General features: G+C 34.0%; 12 protein-coding genes. 2 read left to right on the top strand and 10 right to left on the bottom strand.

Annotation, left to right across the window (positions count from 1 at the left end; translation table 11 throughout):
- Positions 1-35 precede the first annotated feature (35 nt).
- Together ACXGQW_RS10340 and ACXGQW_RS10335 are read left to right on the top strand one after the other, a co-directional pair.
- Positions 36-392 carry a hypothetical protein gene (locus ACXGQW_RS10340; protein WP_457822601.1) on the top strand — a complete coding sequence of 119 codons (357 nt, stop codon included), beginning with the start codon at positions 36-38 and terminating at the stop codon, positions 390-392.
- Positions 393-475: 83 nt separating this feature from the next.
- Positions 476-952, top strand: a complete 477-nt coding sequence (locus ACXGQW_RS10335) for a hypothetical protein (RefSeq protein ID WP_457822599.1) — start codon at positions 476-478, stop codon at positions 950-952.
- 34 nt (positions 953-986) lie between these two features.
- Here ACXGQW_RS10335 and ACXGQW_RS10330 read toward each other — a convergent pair whose 3' ends face one another.
- The 10 genes from ACXGQW_RS10330 to ACXGQW_RS10285 form a co-directional block, all read right to left on the bottom strand.
- Positions 987-2,444 carry an arylsulfatase gene (locus tag ACXGQW_RS10330; RefSeq protein WP_457822597.1) on the bottom strand — a complete coding sequence of 486 codons (1,458 nt, stop codon included), beginning with the start codon at positions 2,442-2,444 and terminating at the stop codon, positions 987-989.
- 125 nt (positions 2,445-2,569) lie between these two features.
- Positions 2,570-3,469, bottom strand: a complete 900-nt coding sequence (locus ACXGQW_RS10325; protein ID WP_457822595.1) for a sialate O-acetylesterase — start codon at positions 3,467-3,469, stop codon at positions 2,570-2,572.
- Between the two features lie 197 nt (positions 3,470-3,666).
- Positions 3,667-6,360 carry a hypothetical protein gene (locus tag ACXGQW_RS10320; RefSeq protein WP_457822593.1) on the bottom strand — a complete coding sequence of 898 codons (2,694 nt, stop codon included), beginning with the start codon at positions 6,358-6,360 and terminating at the stop codon, positions 3,667-3,669.
- Positions 6,361-6,480: 120 nt separating this feature from the next.
- Positions 6,481-7,314 carry an SGNH/GDSL hydrolase family protein gene (locus ACXGQW_RS10315; RefSeq protein ID WP_457822591.1) on the bottom strand — a complete coding sequence of 278 codons (834 nt, stop codon included), beginning with the start codon at positions 7,312-7,314 and terminating at the stop codon, positions 6,481-6,483.
- 28 nt (positions 7,315-7,342) lie between these two features.
- Entirely contained in the window at positions 7,343-9,022 is a 1,680-nt protein-coding gene (locus tag ACXGQW_RS10310; protein WP_457822589.1) for a glycoside hydrolase family protein, read from the bottom strand.
- Positions 9,023-9,183: 161 nt separating this feature from the next.
- Entirely contained in the window at positions 9,184-10,692 is a 1,509-nt protein-coding gene (locus tag ACXGQW_RS10305) for a sulfatase family protein (RefSeq protein WP_457822587.1), read from the bottom strand.
- Positions 10,693-10,809: 117 nt separating this feature from the next.
- On the bottom strand, positions 10,810-12,351 hold the full coding sequence (locus tag ACXGQW_RS10300; protein ID WP_457822585.1) for a sulfatase family protein: 1,542 nt from the start codon (positions 12,349-12,351) through the stop codon (positions 10,810-10,812).
- Between the two features lie 91 nt (positions 12,352-12,442).
- Complete coding sequence (locus ACXGQW_RS10295; RefSeq protein WP_457822583.1) at positions 12,443-14,137, bottom strand: sulfatase-like hydrolase/transferase; 1,695 nt, start codon at positions 14,135-14,137, stop codon at positions 12,443-12,445.
- Positions 14,138-14,744: 607 nt separating this feature from the next.
- The gene (locus ACXGQW_RS10290) at positions 14,745-17,015 is read right to left on the bottom strand and encodes a beta-galactosidase (RefSeq protein WP_457822581.1); all 2,271 of its coding nucleotides are present in this window, start codon (positions 17,013-17,015) and stop codon (positions 14,745-14,747) included.
- Between the two features lie 326 nt (positions 17,016-17,341).
- Positions 17,342-18,811: a sulfatase family protein gene (locus ACXGQW_RS10285; protein ID WP_457822579.1), complete on the bottom strand. Its 1,470-nt coding sequence runs from the start codon at positions 18,809-18,811 to the stop codon at positions 17,342-17,344.
- Positions 18,812-18,871 lie beyond the last annotated feature (60 nt).

Here is an 18,871-nt window from a genome sequence, read left to right as displayed (position 1 = left end):
TCAGTTATTTATCAATCATTTTATTACCCTACAGAATGTACAAATTAATTTTTACTGCCGTACTTTTAAGTACCGTTACAATGAAAGCTCAAACTGCTGAGAAAAAGATTAAAAATGTTACTGCTAAAGAAGTTCAAACAACTACGATCAGTAATCCTTTAGAAAGTCAGATTCAAAGCTCTAAGAGTAAAATTGATCAAGAGAAAGAAAGAATTGTAAAAGCTAATACTATTTTGCTTAACGATTCTAAAAAAAGAATGGCTGAAGCTGAGGAAAAGTACAAGAAAGCTACTGCTCTCTACGAAAAAGAGAAAGCTCAATACAAAGCTTCTGTTTCTAAAGAAAAAGAAAACATTAAAAAGTTAACTTCTGAGATTAAGAAATACAAATAATTTTAGGATTGTAACCCCACAAAGCCTCACACTAACTAATTATTGTGAGGCTTTTTTTATCATTAAGTGTATCTCTTTAAACAATGAAGCCAGCAAACGTAAGCTTACTTAAAAAAGAACTAGCCGAACTAGATAGATCTAATTTGGTTGAAATTATTATTAGACTCTCCAAATTTAAGAAAGAGAATAAGGAACTGCTTTCTTACCTGATATTTGAAAGTGAAGATGAAGAAAATTACATAAGTGATATCAAATTAGAAATAGATCACCTTTTTCATCATATGAATAAAAGTTCTTTCTTTTATATGAAGAAAACTATTCGCAAAATTTTAAAATTAATTAAAACTTACAGTAGGTATTCCCATGTGAAAGAAACTGAAATAGACTTACTTCTTTATTTTTGTACTCAACTGAAAGGTATAAAACCTAATATCTTTAAAAATCAGATTATTAGCAATATTTATTTTAGAGAGGTAAATAACATCGAAACAAAGATTAAGAAACTACACCCCGATTTACAATTTGACTATAATAAATTACTTGGTGAATTAAATGAATAAAAAAGCCTCTATGTTAAGTAGAGGCTTAATGTTGTTATATTTTAAAAGGAAACAAAGTAGAAGATGATCTGGCACTATTCATAATTTCTTGAATCTTCTCCACGACCTCCGGATGTTTACTCGCAACATCATTGGTTTCTTTTTCATCTTTTTCTAAATCGTAAAGCTCAATTTTGGACTTGTCTTTTTTCAAGGCCTTATAGATAACTCCTTTCCATTTTCCCAATCTTACAGCTTTTCTACCACCTCTGATATTGTACTCCCAATATAAATATTCATGATTTTTCTGTTCTGATTTTTGTCCTAATAAAGTAGGTAAAAACGAAATACCATCACTTTGCTTAGGTGAATCTAGCCCTGTAATATCTGCAAGCGTAGGCATTACATCCCAAAAAGCAGAAATGTGATTGGTTACAGTACCTGGCTTAATATGGTTGGGCCAATAAGCAATAAATGGTGCTCTAATACCTCCTTCATACAAATCTCTTTTTATACCTCTTAAGCCTGCTGTACTATTAAAATATTCAGGGTTGGCACCACCTGCATCATGAGCACCATTATCGCTAGTGAACATAATTATAGTGTTTTCTTCCAATCCTAGTTCTTTTACTTTTGCTACTATTTGTCCCACATATACGTCCATTCTATCTATCATAGAGGCGAAAACTGCATACGGAATTGCTTGTGTACAATATTTATACTCCACTATATTTGGACCATAATCTGATGAATAAGGATGATCTTTATAAGGTACCTCATCAAATTTACCTATGTACTTTTGTAGAATAGAATCTTTTGGAGATATTAGTTCTGCATGAGGCAACACTAAAGGCACATACGCAAAAAATGGTTTCTTTTTATTCTCTTGTATAAACTCTAATGTTTTTTCTTGAATTTTATCTTGCGCATATATAATCGTATTTGTCCAATCATTCCCCTCTAAGGAATCAATCTCTTGATTATGATTTAGATAAGGAGGATAATACCTATGGGCTAGCTTTTGGTCATTATAACCATAAAATTCATCGAAACCTTGTTTGTTAGGATCTCCTTCACCAAAACCTAAACCCCATTTACCAAACATTCCTGTGGTATAACCTACTTTTTTTAGCATTTCTGCTATGGTTATAGAGTTAGTAGGCAATGGAATTTGTCCTCCATTCACTTTATCTTCTTTATTACCTCTAATTGGGGTGTTACCTGTGTGCTGCCCAGTCATTAACGAAGATCTTGATGGAGCGCAAACGGCAGCACCACTATAATGTTGAGTAAACTTAATTCCCTTTTCTGCTAATTTATCAATATTGGGTGTTTTAAACTTTAACTGTCCGTAGGTTCCCAAATCTCCTATCCCCAAGTCATCTGCCAAAATATAAATAATATTGGGCTTGCTAACTTCTGATTCAGTTTGCGACTTAGTTTGTGAGTTATTTTTGGTATTACAAGAGCACATCAACCCTAAAAGCACCATAAAATACTGAATACGATTCATCTTTAATATTTTAATATTTGTATTCAAACTTACCTTGAACCCATCTTTTTTGTGTTTTATGCAATTTATTATTTGTGCTTGAAACAACTCTAATCATAAAAAATATGTACTCGTGAGTAATCTGTTTACTTCAAGTTCATTAACTCCTGAGCAAATTTTGTCCCTAACCTTTTCTGTCCTTCAGCATTATAATGCACATTGTCTGAATATTTAGGATAATCACTCCAGCTCGTGTCTGTAGTAGTTTTAATCATATAAGTATTGGGTACTTTAGTCGCAACTAATTCCATAGCCTCTCTTACCCTTTTAGCACCATCTTTAACTCCATACCTAGAGTTAATTTGACCATAAACAAATGGCAAATCTTTACCGTAAGCAGTTCTATATTTATTGATTAACTTTTCTAAATTTTCTGCATAAGAATTTGCAGCAATATCATAACCTCCATCGTTTTCTCCTTGCATCCAAGCCATACCAATAAACTTGTAAGTTTTACCTTTTTGCTTTAGTATATTTAAATTTTTCTCTATGTTGTCCATATGCATTTTACACAAGTTCCAACCCTGCTTTCTCTCTCCTTTTTCAACTAACTTGGCTTTTTCTAAAGTCCAATCTGGATTCCAAGCTCCGTACAACGCAGTTCCTCCTTTAGCTTCCTTAATTAATAAAAACTCTTGATTTGGATTAGCCTCTGCCAAAGTTAACCCTACAAAAAGTTCTGGACCAAAACGCTTGGTAAAATTGTACTTTTTGCTAGGCTTGTTCATAAAATAGCTTAATGGCTTTTGAGCAGTATTAGACTGGCTTACATACACTCTATTCGCTACTTTTTCTATCCTAGCTTTTACCGAATCATCTAGTTCATCATAATTACCTGCACCCGCCATGTTAGACTGACCTGCTAATAATACTACATGCACCTCATTAGGAACAACTGCCTGTTTTTTGTTTTCTTTTATCGATGCGGTTTTACAACTTACCAGTGTAACTAAAAAAATTACGAATGCTATACTACTTTTTTTCATGATTTGATTTTATCTGTTAATTAAATTTTAAACTAGTTTATTTTAATGATATTTTACGAACTCAAACTTATTACTATAAGTTGATTTTTTAATAGGTTATGAATCATTAGTTTCATTTTTTAGTTCCGTGGATATTTTTCAAAACTATTTTACTACTCGCATAGATTGTGATGAAATTTAATACCATGAACATAAAGCTAATAAGTCAGGTCTATAAACTTTAAAGATCCCGCTAAAACATCTGTATTGATGGTGTTACCTTTAATTTCTATTTCTTTTTTTGATAAGATATCTACAGCTTTGTTTGGTTTTTTACCATTTAACGTAATTACTACCTCCCTATCCTTGGGTTCAATATAACCAGGATCTATCAATATGATACGCACGTGGCTATTGTCTATTCTTACCGCACTCCAAGAAGCTCCTCGAACTACAATTGGTATGTTCTCCTCTCCCTTTTTTACCATCTTTTTGAATGTAGGAATATAATCCGCAGCAGAAATTAGCTTTCCGTTGTCAAAAGCTTTGGTACCATTACTTACACTAAAAGGGATATCTTTTTTTTCAAGTACATCTTTAAACGAATAAGGGGCTATAGGAACCATACCATGAGGCATTTCTGGCATATAATTCAGCCACCTGTACTGGGCACCCAGTGCTATTTTTGAATAATCGTTATCCGGAATACTAGTTCCGGCCCAATGCATTTGAGTTACTGAAAACATGGCATCCTCATCTTGCTTTTTGTACTGTTTTAAAGAATGATGATTATCTATGGAATGTATTAAATGTGGATCAATATCTTTTATCAAGTGCCATGAGCCAACAGACAAAATATCTTCTTTTTTTACAATAGGCAATACCCCAGATTTCATCAATCCAAAAAGAATATTTATTCCTGGATCTTTGGTAAAATGGTTGTCGAAAATTACTCCGTGCTTAGCTCCATAGGCAGCCATTAGTACCCCTTGTCTTAGATATGGTGACACTGAACGTTGACCTCCTGGAGACAATGGTCTCCAGCTCGTTGGGTTATCATCCACCAATCTCATTGCAAAATCATCTATATAATCTCCCATAAACATCCCTACTCTACCTGCCAGATTAACGTCTTGAGTTCTGCTACTTGTATCTTCAGAAGCTGGTACTAAGAAATCATTATATTTTTTTGAGAAGAACAGTTCTTTCCATAGTGGCATTTTATTAGTTAATGCCCAAAATGTATTTTTGTATCTAAAGTATAATTTGGCTTTGTTGTGAACTCTTATGGCTTTTGCCAATCGTGGAATATATTCTTTTACGAAGTGAATAACTCTAGGATCTTCAACATTATCCATTTCTGCATATACGAATCCTCTACAAGTGTTTGGAGCTACTTTTAGTATCTGCTCTAAAGTTTCTATCTGAATGTAAAAAGGATCGTTACCATGACCTGCCCAAAAAGTAAACGGCTGTCCTTCCTTTTCGTAAGATTTTGCCATGTTTACAATATCTTCTCTAGAATCTATGTATTTACCTCTCTTGTCTTGCTTAAGCGCAATCTCACCCATCATTTTCACCATCGGTTTTCTATCTGTACTTTCTTTGGGTGACTTTTGAATGACAAACTGAATGTCATTTCCGTTTAATCTTGTTACTTTGCTATCTGCCTCTTTACTAGAAACTATAACCCACTCGTCTGTAGATTTTTTTTGATAGCTCGGCATTTTAAACTCCAATATCTGCTCATACAGCAAATCTAAATTCTCTTCTACAGCAGCCATCGTTCCTTCTAGTTTTTGCTTGCTAAACAACCAACTGCTTTTATCAACATCGTAAAAATAAACTCCGTTTCCTCCGTCTACTTCACCTCCCGCTACTAATTGACGTGACTTTGGTGCTAATGCAAAACTACTGTAGACTGAACTGTTGTATTTTTCTCCGTTCTTTTCTATCAAATTACCATTTAAATCCAATCGGTACATAATTCCACCAAACTGCAACATAACTTCATCTCTTATAGGCAACAAACAAGTTCCTTTTGAGTGTGCGTATCTTTGAGAGTCTTTTCTATGAGCTTTGAAACGAGAAATCACGTTAAAACTTCCGTCAACTGCTGTAAATATTGGGTTGAAAGAAATGTCTCCAAAAAATAAAATATCGGATAAACCATCGTTGTTTATGTCGTGAATAGATATATCCGTAATCATGGCTTTGCTTATTTCTTTGAGCGAAGCTGCCTTTTGGTTTACAGATTTAATTACTTGTTTGGTTTCAGCATCTAAGAACCCCATAAACTCCCACCTAAACTTATCGTGATTGTAAGTCATTAGGAATAATTCATCTTTACTTTTATTGGTAAACTTTCCCGTTTCTATTTTTCTTACTACTCCTTTAATTTCTGTGGTAGAAACTAGAGAACCACTCGCATCAATCTCATGTAAAAGATAATCATTTCCTCCTGCAAATATTCTTGTTTTTTGATTCACTTCTACTACCGCAATTTCAGAAAATCGCACCTTGTGTTTAGGGGTGTATTCCCACAGCAACTCTCCCTTACTAGACCAACAATAAATAGTTCCGTTACCTGATGCTGCTAGCAAATCATCATTCCCATCACCATTGATATCTGATGCTTGAATCTCGAAAATTACTGCTGCTTTGTCTATACTAGCATTCCATATATTTTTACCCTCTAAAGAATAGCAACCAACACCATCACTTAAGCTAGAAACGTAAAGAACCTCTTTTCCTCTAACGTTTGCCACGATAGTGTTTCTGATGGTGGACTGCTTAACAGAAAAATTATCTGTTTTAGGTTGATAATTTAGTGCTAGCGTTTTATTAGCATTTAATAAAGCTAGTGTAACACAGATGACCAAGCTATAAAAATGGGTGAATTTAATTTTCATTCTTTAATATTAAAGTCTTTGAAGCCAATGATGAGATTGGTTGAAATGGATAAGGTTTAAAATGAGCAGTGAAATTAGTAAATTCTCTATATACTCACTAATTGAAACAGAACACCTATTTTATTTTTTTTCTGCAAGAGGTGTTTTTTCTTTTAAAAATTGAACTGTTTCGTATGCTATTAAATTGTATCCTGTTGAGTTTGGATGACGATCGTAATACCATTCCTTAATATGTCCAAAAATTGGATCTAAAGACATATCATTTACTTTAACCACATAACCGTCTGGTTTGTTACCCCAACCTTTTCTAAAGTATATATGTGGTTTTAACCAGGCATGATATTTTTCTGGAATTTTATCGATGTAGCATTGACGTACGTTTAAGCTATGTCTACCATTAGCAATTAAATAATCGTTATAAGGAGTGAATATATCCAAGACTTGTGTGTCAATATCTTTGGCTATTTGATATATCAAATCATTTACTTGTATACATTTTTCTGGATCCATAAAACTCGTAATGGTGGCCAAATATAAAGTAGCTTTAGAATGATCTTTTTGTAACTGCTTGATGAGCGCTTTCATTTGCACAGGAAACTCTTCTTTAAGATTCTTACACTTAAACCAGTCATTAATTCCCATTCTTAAAAATATATAATCTACATCTTTAACGTGTGCTATCTTATCTTCATAGTGTTTACTCCCTAGTAATCTTTGAGCAGTTTCTCCTCCTTTTCCAGCATTAACAACTTCTAATTCAGGCAAACCTTCTACCAAAGCTAACTGCTCTATCATCTGTTCTAAATGGGGCCCTTCTGGATTCACTTCCCTTGGCATATTGCCTATAGTGGTGCTATCTCCAACCAATAGTATTTTTGTTTTTTTTACATCTTGCCCCAAAGCAACTATGGTACTCAGTATGAATAAAACCGCTAATTTTTTAAAATTTCTCATGATGTCTATTTATATTTTTTTTGGATTTTTATTTTTTTTCGAACACAACATCCGGTAAACCTTCACTAGTAATTACAGTTTTGCTCAGCATGCTTTCTTGAGCGTCAAATACCTGCTCAGTTTTGAACTGAATCACTGTTTTTTCAAAAGGTTCTAATATTTTTATAACGGAGGACAAACTTAAAAATTTTCTGTTTTTAGTACCCAAGGTTAAATTAATTGTTGATTTCTTTGAGATGACCTCTCCAAAGTTCTGAACCTCTACTTCAATTATCGTTCCTTTTTCTATTGTGGTTAATTGGGGCAATCTTGAAGATAAGATTTGCTCCTTGTAATTCACCCATGGCAATCTTGCATAACCGAACAACAGTTCTCCTCGTTTGTTTTTACCTATTAATTTTCCTGTAAAGTTATGAGCTTCAAACTCTTTTTCATTGGTCTTAAAAACAAGTATTAAATCGTCTCCACTCTTTTTGGTGGTAATTAACTCGCCTCCTTTACCAAAATCAACATTTTCTGGAGCTCCAAATTTTAGAGAAGCAAAGTCCATATCTTTCAAAGGATCAAATCCTTCTTCTGCTTTAATCTTAACTTTAAACTCATCAGAACTTGACATTGGCTTATTCTGAGTCAACACTTCCAGTAAACATCCTTTATTTAAAGGAACTACAATTAACTTAGAGCTATGATTATCGTTAGGTAAATCATTATACTTTAAAGTATCTAGCACAGCTAGGTTCATCGCAAGCGCTCTACCATATTTATCTTGAACAACTTTAGGTCTTTCGTACTTGTGCCATTTCTCTTCCTCTCCATTTTTATATTTAGTGATTCCTGGCATGTATGCCTCACCTGAATCTACTTTCCATTTTACACCATTCTTTGAACGTGAGTGCCACGCAATTCTACCCAACCAATCATTTACCGTTAAATGGTACTGCACGTGATCTTTCCAAATAACTGGATCTTCGTACTTTCCTGGCACATCTGGATATATTTTATCTGTGGAAACTCTTCCCCACTCACTTATTCCATCTTTACTAAACCAAACATAACCGTGTCTGTTTACCATGATAAATGATCCGTCTTTTCTTTGAGCAAACGTGTTGTTATGCAAATAATTACGGGCTACTTTTTTAGCAATTCTGTCTCTATTATTGTACTTAAATTTTATTTTCCTCCAAGGACCGTTGACATTATCTGCAATATATCCACCCTCTATAACGTAAATAACAAACTTGCCCTTTTTGGTGATAAACCATTCTGGATTGTGTCCAGGCCCCACTTTTGCCAAGTATTTATAAGGTCCAAATAAATTTTTTGATGTTGCATGTATCACTTCAGACAACGGCCATGCCATATGCCCTCCCTCTGCGCTTTCTGGCCAACGAGCTACAAACATATGATATAAACCATCCTGTAATAATTTAGTGTTTCCCCCCCAGTAAGACCAATTTGCATCTTCAATTCCATTATTAATATCTCTAGGCACCACACCAGGAGCACCCCAAGCTTTTGGAGTCATTCCATTGAGATTTGGCATCGGTAAAAACAAATCCATAAACCTACCTCCAGTTACTAGATTGCTCCATTCAGATGGACGTTCTCGTTCTACCACCATTACATGATTGTGCTTGTTTCTTTTTTGTATTTGTTGTGCGCTTAACGTACAAGTTGTAAGTAATACACCCACCAATAACCTTATCATACTAGAAGAGTTTCTCAAAATATATGTTTTGCAAATTAATTTAATATCAAATAATATTATATGTATTTAAATAATTTTGTTGTCTTTATAGAGTTAAAAATCAGTCTTATTACGTAAACATCATCGCATCTACAAAGTTTGACCATTCAGTTTTCTACTATCTAGTACACTGTACTTTTTAAAGTAGTTCTGTAGTTTATATATTTGACTTTCATGTCTAAAATTTTATCAACATATCTTTGATCATCAATCAAATTTTCAGACTCTTTTTCAGACAAATTATCTTTTAAGTTGTATAGTGCTGTAGCTGTAATATTTCCCAACTTATTTGCTTTGCCTTTAACGTCGGATTTGACTATCAGCTTCCAATTTCCTTCTCTTAAAGCATAGCTAGGTCCATTTGCTGATTGATGTAATAAGTGTTTATGTACTTTGATATTTGATTCTCCTGTGAGTGTTGGGAGTAGATTTGCAGAATCTAAGACTTTATTTTTATCTAATTCTTGTTGAGATAGCGCAGCTATAGTTGCCACCACGTCATGCCCAACTATGGGGTTGTTAGATACTGTATTCGGTTTTATTTTATTAGGCCATACTGCAATAAACGGAACTCTATGACCACCTTCATATATAGATCCTTTGCTCCCTCGCAAACCATGACTCGTATCGTGTCCCGCTTTTTTCATATTCTTATCGAATGACAAACCACCATTATCCGAAGTAAAAATAAACAAGGTATTGTTGTAAATTCCTTTTTTCTTTAAAGCATCTATTAACAAACCTACTTGCAAATCCAATTCATAAATCATATCTCCATGAGTTCCAGCTGTAGTCCCAGCTACTTTCGTATTGTCAAATTTTGTTGGTGGTTCATGTGGAATGTGTACGGCTTGACTACAGTAATACATAAAAAAAGGACTAGTTTTATTATAGCTTTCAATATAGTCTACAGCTTTATGAGCCAATATGTGACCAACAGCTTTTGGATCCCAATTAGAATCTCCAAGACCACGTCTATCTTTGTGCTTTTTTGATCTCGCATATCCTGTTTGATTCGCATCTAATTCTTTTAAAACAGAATCTTCTTTGAGCTTCATCCATTTTCTATTTTCATAAAATGCATATGGTTTATTTTGTATTCCTTCTGGCAACTCAAGGGCGTAATCAAATCCGTAACTGAGTGCCCCTCCATTTAAAAAATCATCCTCTTTTTTTTCTTCCCTTACCCAAGAACCTCCTAAGCCCCACTTCCCGAAAAAAGAGGTAGCGTATCCTCCATTTTGAGCTATACGACCGCTGGTCGTATAACCATTTTTGTCTATCAGTGCATTAGCTTCGGGTGTCCAAACACCAAAAGGTTTGGAATTTCTGTAAGAGTAATTGCCTGTTAACATAGAAAATCGTGTAGGTGCACATAAAGAAGCTGGAGAATGTGCATCTGAAAATCGCATTCCTTGATTGATTAATTTATCAATGTTTGGAGTTTCAACCGTTAGCTTTTTGACTCCTCTTTCTTTTTGATAAAAGCTCAAATCACCCAAACCAATATCATCTGCCATTAGAACAACAATATTAGGCTTTACATGTTGTGCAGAAACAGACAGAGCAAATACAATTAATGTATAAGTTAGCCATCTTTTTTTCTTCTGTATTATTTTTCTGATTTTCATAATCTCTGATGTTCTAAAATTAAATTTTATGATTGCTATTTCAATAATAAATACTCAATTTTTAATCAATGGATTTCCCTTTTTATCTTGTAAAATAGATAAACAACTAATTAATGTCTAGTGTTTTATAGACCTACCTTTCTTATGGTCCAAGCTTTTTCCTGTAATATAATCAAACTGTTTACCCGTATACGGATATTTATCAAAAACATCTCCTTTTCCTAAAGTTCTTGGGTCTCCCTGCGCAATCAACTCTCTTTCCATTTGATTTTTTAGTTGCTTGCATGTTTCCCTATAAATAGGATTGCTAGCCAAGTTATGTAAACAGTGGGGATCCTTTTTTATATCGTACAATTCTTCTTCTGCTCTTTTTCCAAAACTGAGCGCGTAAAAACGATAATCGCTAGTATTGGGTTTGATGTTCATTAAAAACGTTTTAGTTGGGGAGTTGTCTACGTTTTTAAATCCAAATTCTGGATTTCCCGTAGGCCATCTGTCAGGTTTAATATTGTAAACGTATAGAAATTTTTGATTGCGAATAGCCCTTACAGGGTAAGACAAATTAACTCCCTCTTGACTAGATCTCCCCACATCGTGTCTCTCTTTTCCTAAAAGTGTATGGTCTCTGGAAGCATCTATTTGTCCTGATTTATTGGAGAGCAATATATCTTTAAAACTCTTCCCTGTCATTTGTTTGTGAGGTTTGTATCCAGCTATCTCCATAAAAGTAGGAGCTAAATCAGGAAAACTAACAAAATCTTCAACCGTTCTACCTGCTTGTATTTTTCCTTTCCAATAAGCAATTAGAGGTACGTGAAAACCCTCTTCGTATATCTGTCCTTTTACTCTTGGAAAAGGCATTCCATGGTCTGAACTAATGATTACCAGCGTGTTCTTCAATAATCCTCTGCTTCCTAATGACTTTATAGCCTTCCCTACGTGAGTATCAAACCATTCTACCTCCACAGCATAATCTAAAATATCTCCTCTTACGGTAACATTGTCGGGATAAAAAGGAGGCACTATAACGTTCGCTAATTTTTTACCTTCCTTTTTCCAAGAATTTAACTCGTAAAAACGATGAGGCTCTTTGGTTCCTAACCAAAAACAAAAGGGCTTATTATCTATTTTTTCTGATAAAAATTTCTCAAAATTTGCTGCGTAATCTACATTGCTAATTCCTTTATGTGGTGGTTTTAGTTTGATGTCATTGTACAATGGTCCTGCAGGATTATGCTCTCCTGTATATTTACCGGGCCCCCAGCCTTTACCTGTCAAACCTACTTTATAGCCTTTTTCCATTAACAAATGTGGGTAAAACTTAAACTCACTTGGAAATACAGGCCAATGATTTGCTGCTGCCCCTAGTTGCCAACTATACATGCCTGTAACAATACAAGCTCTAGCTGGTGCACATTTGGGATTACAATTATAAGCGTTCTCAAAAGTTAATCCCTCTTTGGCTAATTTGTCAATTGCGGGTGTATTGATAAATGTATCTCCATAAGCACCAAAACTTTTCATAGAAGCATCATCAGCAATACAAAAAAGAATATTAGGTTTTTTGTTGTTCCCAAAGTTTGCTTTGCAATCCCCTGTAAAGAAAAACAACAAGCTCAGGAAGATTAATATTGGTGGAATTTTATAGTATTTCTTCATTGAATTGGACCTTAGTTTTAAGTTTGGTGCGTTTTTTATATTAATCTACTAAGAACTTGATGATGTGTTAAAAACTTCGATTTTTCAGATGCTATCGGCTGCCCATTTCATCACCATATTCTTTGTCTCCACGAATGATGTTTAAAGCCTTATATAATTCCTGTTCTTTTTGCAACGCTTCCTTAGTCGGGTCGTTATTATCGTTTGGATTATTGGGATCATCTACCAACAAATTATCATACTCTCCAGGATCGTTTAGTAAATTGAACAGTTGTCTAGGCTTGCCTCTTAATTCTCCAACTTTTAGAATTCTATTATTTTTTGCATCTGCCGTAGTGGCATTTCCACCTCCACCAGTTCCATCTATTAATTTCCACTCGCCTGTATTCTCTACAAAAGCAAACTGCCCCATGCTGGAATGCTCTACAATTCCTAATCTCTGTTTTTGAGGTAAGGAATCCCCTATTAAAACTGGAAGAAAACTTTCAGAGTCAGGTGCCTCATTTTTTTTCAAATCATAATGTAAGTATTCTGCCATCGTGGCGATGATATCCCCTTGTAATGTTAAATGATTCGTTACCTTTGGTTTTACCAGCTTGGGCCATCTAATCATAAAAGGTACTCTTGTCCCTCCTTCATAATTGTCTCGTTTGACTCCTGCCCACGGTCCATTTGCATCGTGATTATATTTTAGACCTCTAAAATACGCTCCTACTTCGGGACCATTATCACTAGTGACAAAAACTACCGTATTGTAAGCCAAACTTGTAGGGTCTTTAGGATCTCCCAGTGCATTGATAATTTCTCCTACATAATAATCCGTCTGTACAACGTAATCTCCATATTTAAAACCTGCACTACCTTCAAATTTAGGCTGAATTGCATGCGGTTCGTGAGGAGCCGGCATAGGAATGTACATCAGAAATGAATCTTTGTTTTTTTGATATGACTTTATCAAATCTCGTACTTTTTGAGATTGAATTTGCAGATAATCTTCGTGTTTAAATGTTGGGTCTTTTGCTCCGCCTCTTGCGTGGACTCCATCATTCTTTTTAAAATTTACAAAATCGCTATTCCTTGCTATTCTTGCTTTTGAAAAATCTACTTGGTCATTTTCTACGATACCTCCTTGGTATAGAACATGTACTTTTTTTGTAATGGTATCGGATTCTAACCATGCATAGGGTGGCATGTCCAAAGAAGACGGAGTTCCATACCAATAATCGAAACCTCTGTGCGCAGGAGTGTCTTTGACTTCGTGAGAAAAATCAATCAGATTTTTTTCTAAGACTTGGGTATTATTTCTTCTTTTAGAACTATAGGGACTTCCATTTTCGTTATAAAATGTCATTCCAATATGCCATTTACCTACCATGGATGTTTTGTAGCCTAACTTCTTAAATAGAGTTCCTACGGTAAATCTATCTTTGTCCATAAATGTAGACCCGTAGCCACCAACAACTCCTTTTTTTAAGGATGTTCTCCAAGAATAGTGTCCTGTTACTAACGAGTATCTTGAGGGTGAACATACACCATCTGAAGAGTGACCATTGGTAAATCGCACACTTTGAGCAGCCAATTTATCTAAATTAGGGGTCAAGGTTTTTATATTGGTGTCCAAATATTTAGAATCCTTAGGAACTTTTAAACCTGTTGGTCCATTGGCCCCCAAGTCTCCAAACCCCAAATCGTCTAAATAAATAATAACCACGTTGGGTTTTTCTTGAGACCATATATTGCTAGCTAGAGCCAGCAATACAAACATCATAAGTAGTTTTTTTTTCATTATTAAAGTATCGTTCGTCAATAAAAATGTTTTATCTATCAATCAATATTTTACTTTAAAATTAAATATTGATTCTTTTACTTTTCAGGTTCATTTTCTTAGACAAACAAAACAACCAAAAGGTTTAATGTGGGTTTTACATTATTCACACCAAAAAATTTAAAAACTTAAACTTTTAAAAATTATTCTATTTTTTTAAAACAAATAATTAAATAAAAAATACCTTTTAATACTTAAAACACAACAGAAAATTAGCCATATCTATAGCTTTCATCAACTCGATAAGAATAAGAAATCACTAGAGTTCTGACATCCTATATTTTATCTGGTTTGGTAATTAAGAACATCAAAATATTTTTCTAATGCCTATATATTGCTCAATCGTGTAACTCAATTGATAAAGAAAAAAGCACTTAAAAGTTAAGAAAGGTGTTAGCTTTTAAATGCTTTTTTATACGAAAATCGTTTTAAAATCTAAGCAAGGGGAAGCAATTTAGAGAGAAGTGTTCGTTCATTAAAATTAATTTTGTGAAATATATCTAAACAGATAGATCAAACGCTCAAAAAGCTAGTAAAATAAATGCTTCATGTTTATGTACTTAAGTAATTACTGGGTAACTTCTACAAAATAAGTTTCGTATGGTTTTAGCACTGGAGTGGCACGTTTAGTTACTCCTGTTATAATGTCTTTACAATTAATCATTGGAGAATCTTTCAACTTAATGTTTAAAGAAGCATCGGACTTACCAACGTTTACGACAGAAAGAACATAATTATTCATTTTGTTTCTTACCACTCTCCAAATACAACCTTTGGTTCCTATCACGTTAGTTTCATTGATAGAAATGGCTGGCAATTCATCTTTTAAATCCAAAACAGCAAAAGCCTTCGTCTCAAAAGTTTCTAAAGTATCTGCTTTCACAATTCTCCCACTTCCTGCAGTCAGTGTAAGCTCGTTAGCTTTACCATATTCGTTAAACTTTAAACTAACATCATCCAAAACAACAGTACCTCCGTTATTTAAATAACCCTGTAAGGCATTCATTTCTTCTTTTGTTACAAATGGAGTTTTTCTTACTAATACCACGCTCCATTGATCCTTAGATTGATTTTTTAAAATGTCTTCCGTTACAAAACCTAGTGGCACTCCGTTAAAATTCAATTTTTCATACAAATCAAAAACATCATCCATATGCTTTTCTTTGTTAATTGCCGATGTTTTAGAATAAAATAGTCTTATTGATTTTTTTTGTCTTTGCATAGCCATAATTTCTTTAGCATTGGCATTCAAATCAATCATTGTATGTGCAACTTCGTTAGTAACTGCTGGTTGCTGGTTGTTGCTACCTGCGTAGTGTTTTCCTGCTCTTTCCATAGAAACAGATCCATCAGAATTTCTTGGCCAATACCAAATTTGACTAGCTGTAGTACCATATGTATGTGCCAACCAAAAGCTTGCTCTTGCATACATTGGGTTTAGATATAAATCTTTAGATTTTACCGAAGACAAATAATGTGATTCTGTATTATAAGTTATCTTATTGGGACTTACAGACTTCATAAAATCAAATCCCATACACATTTCTCTCCAATCAAAAATGTAACTCTTTTCCCATCGATGGGGCTTTCCGTAAATTCTTATATGTTCTGCTCCCGCATCGTTCCCTATAATACCACTCATATTTGTTAAAGCCTCTAAATCTATACCGTGAGATCTTAAATTATTTGTCCATAAGGAAGGCATTATTTTTAGATGTACATTAGCGTCTATATCGTCTTTTCTAATTCTGTGTTTTAAATATTGATACCAATCCGTAACTCTTTCCATGTTAAACAAACACCAATCATACCAAATAGGAGTACCTCTCAGACTAGTATCTATGGGTATTTCAATTGTTACCTCGTTGAAATCTGTGAATGTGGTTTCCCACAAACTATTTAAATTCCCTATATTTTTATGCTTCTCTTGTAACCAAATTTTGAATTTTTGATGGGTATATTTAGAGACTGGACCAGAAGCCCAAGAAATTTTATCGCCAGTTTTTTCGGTGTAAAAATGAGGCTCGTTGCACAGCATATAACCTAATTCCGAATATTTTTTACCAGCCATATATGGCACCACCTCCGCCAACAAATTCTTCTGCATCTTTCTAGCACCTGGATGATCTATGTCGTAAGCCGTAAACGTATCTTCTCTCATTAAAAAACCTTTTCCGTACTTTTCTTCAGTCCAATCGGGTACTTTTTTATGATTGAAGAAAATGAATCCCAAAGTTCCCGTCGGTTTATTCATTAAAGTTTCCATCACTCGCTCTTTTACCATTCCTTCTTCATCTAAATAATTAGGAGAAATGTAAAAACCATCTTGGTGTCCGTAATACTCATTTAAAGTTTCGTCGTTCGGTTTCCATGTATAATCTGATAAGAAAACGGGGCTATCTTTATATGATATTTGATCTCCGTCTAACTTTGCTTCCGTCCAATCAACATTAACCTGTTTTTGTCTAAATTCTTTTCCGTTGACTACAGCGTTTAATTCTTTGATGGAATTATCTAAAATTTTTATAACATCTTTTCTCTCAAATCTTGGCAAAGCCTCTGCCATTTTACTAGCAGTTTTTTTATAGATGTTAACTTTAGAAAAAAGTTCTTCGTTAATTTTTTTGTTGTTCTCATCCCAAAGAGCATACTTTAAAAAAGTTTCTGCAGTAGTAATCGTTGTTTTTTCTTTTAATACATCGATATTCTTGACTTCTGCCTCTTTGATAAGATCTTTTAGGATTTCTATTTTAGACTCTGCTTCTTTTACCAGATCTTGTGAATAAATTTGATATTGGATGGTTATTAAGAGCATAAGCCCCAATAATTTATATTTCATAAGATTACTATGATTTGAGATAGATTAAATTATTGTATATAAAACTCATACAATTTAACAATTTTATTAGACAAAACAGTATCTATAAGTACAAAATGCGAGCGTGTATATTCACACGCTCGCATTTTATAATAATTGTTTTGATTTTTAAATCATTACGGATCTTTGCATTTTACTCTGAATAACAAATTGCCAATAGTTGTCGTAAACAACCTACCATCATAGCCTAATTTTGGCATGCAATTTTACTTACCCTGAGAATATCTTGACTCGTTATCAGATTTAAAATACAAATTGCGTAATCCGTTTATAGCAAAATTTTACCGCTACAAATCTACACCAGTTCCTTGTAAAGAATTGTCGTGATCCCACATAATTAGCCAAGGATCTCGTGTTTCAAGCTGAAATTTTTTCAACTTAGCTTTCATCCTCTTCAAGGTTTCTTTATACTCTTCTTTACCTGCTAAATTATTGGTTTCTCCTGGATCCTTATCCAAATCAAACAACTCAAACTCTGCATGATTTAAATAATCTTTAACGGTTTTGTTTCCATACATTTTGATATCGTTTCTATAAATACTTTGCCATGTAGACGAAGCCCATAAATCCGAAGCAAAAGGATAATCCAACTGCCAAGCAATATTCCAAATTAACTTGTAGTTGTCCTGAATAGCTACTTTCATAGGATAGTACATGGTAATCTCGTGAAAAGTATGAGATGCATAAACGTCATTCCATCCATCAGGGTTTTCTTCGTGTAAAACACCGTTAAAAGATTTACCATGAAATTCCTTAGCATCATATGCTACTTCTGCCATATCTAAAATAGTAGGTGTTAAATCTACCCAAGAAATTTTAGCATTATTTACGATAGCTTTTGTTCCCTTTCTAGGATCTTTAACAATACATGGTAATTGGATTCCTGGCTCGTACACAGTAGTTTTAGCTCCTGGAAAAGCCATTCCGTTATCAGAAATATAAAACACGATGGTATTATTCAGCTTCCCTTCTGTTTCCAAGTGTTTCATCAACCTACCAAACCCTTGATCGATTCTTGAGATACTTTGGTAATATTGAGCTATCTCTTCTCTAGATTCTTTAGTATCTGGTAAAAACTCTGGTACAATTACCTCATCAGGGCTGTAAACAGTTTTAACCTCTCCAGGATAAGGCTCTTCCTTATTTCCAAAGGTATTAGGTAAGTTCCAAGGTTCTGACACAAAGGGATGTCCTCTATGTGGATCGTCTGGACAAAAATACAGGAAAAATGGTTTTTCAGATTTAATAACCTCAACGCAAGCATCTGCCATTTCTAAGGTACTCCTAGGGTTTGCTTCTAAAACTGTGTTGAAATGATAAACGGACTCTGGTGCCACGTGGTATTTACCAATTCTTGCAGTTTCATATCCTGCTTTTTCTAATAAAACAGGTAAAGACTTTACATTATCGTAGGTGCTAAAATGATGATAATCGTGCACGTGTCCGTAAGAACCTGTTGCATGTCCAAATTTACCTGTTAGAATCACTGACCTGCTGGCAGCACAACTCGCACTAGTACAATAAGCATTGTTAAACAAAACACCTTCAGAAGCCATTTTATCTAAGTTAGGGGTTTTTATTACTGGATTACCGTAACAACCTAAGGCATCTTTACCATGGTCATCCGATACGAATAAAATAATGTTAGGATGTTCATTTGCTACACTTGTCGTTTTTTTCTCATTTTTTGGTGCGCAAGAACTTACCAACATCAGCAAACTAAAAAATAGAACTATTGACTTTATTACTCTTTTCATATATGTATTTAAATTATTATAAAATTATGTTGAATTGGATTTTTTGCTGTATTTATAAGT

Source organism: Wenyingzhuangia sp. IMCC45533, assembly GCF_054111225.1.
This window is presented reverse-complemented; position numbering and strand designations above follow the sequence as displayed.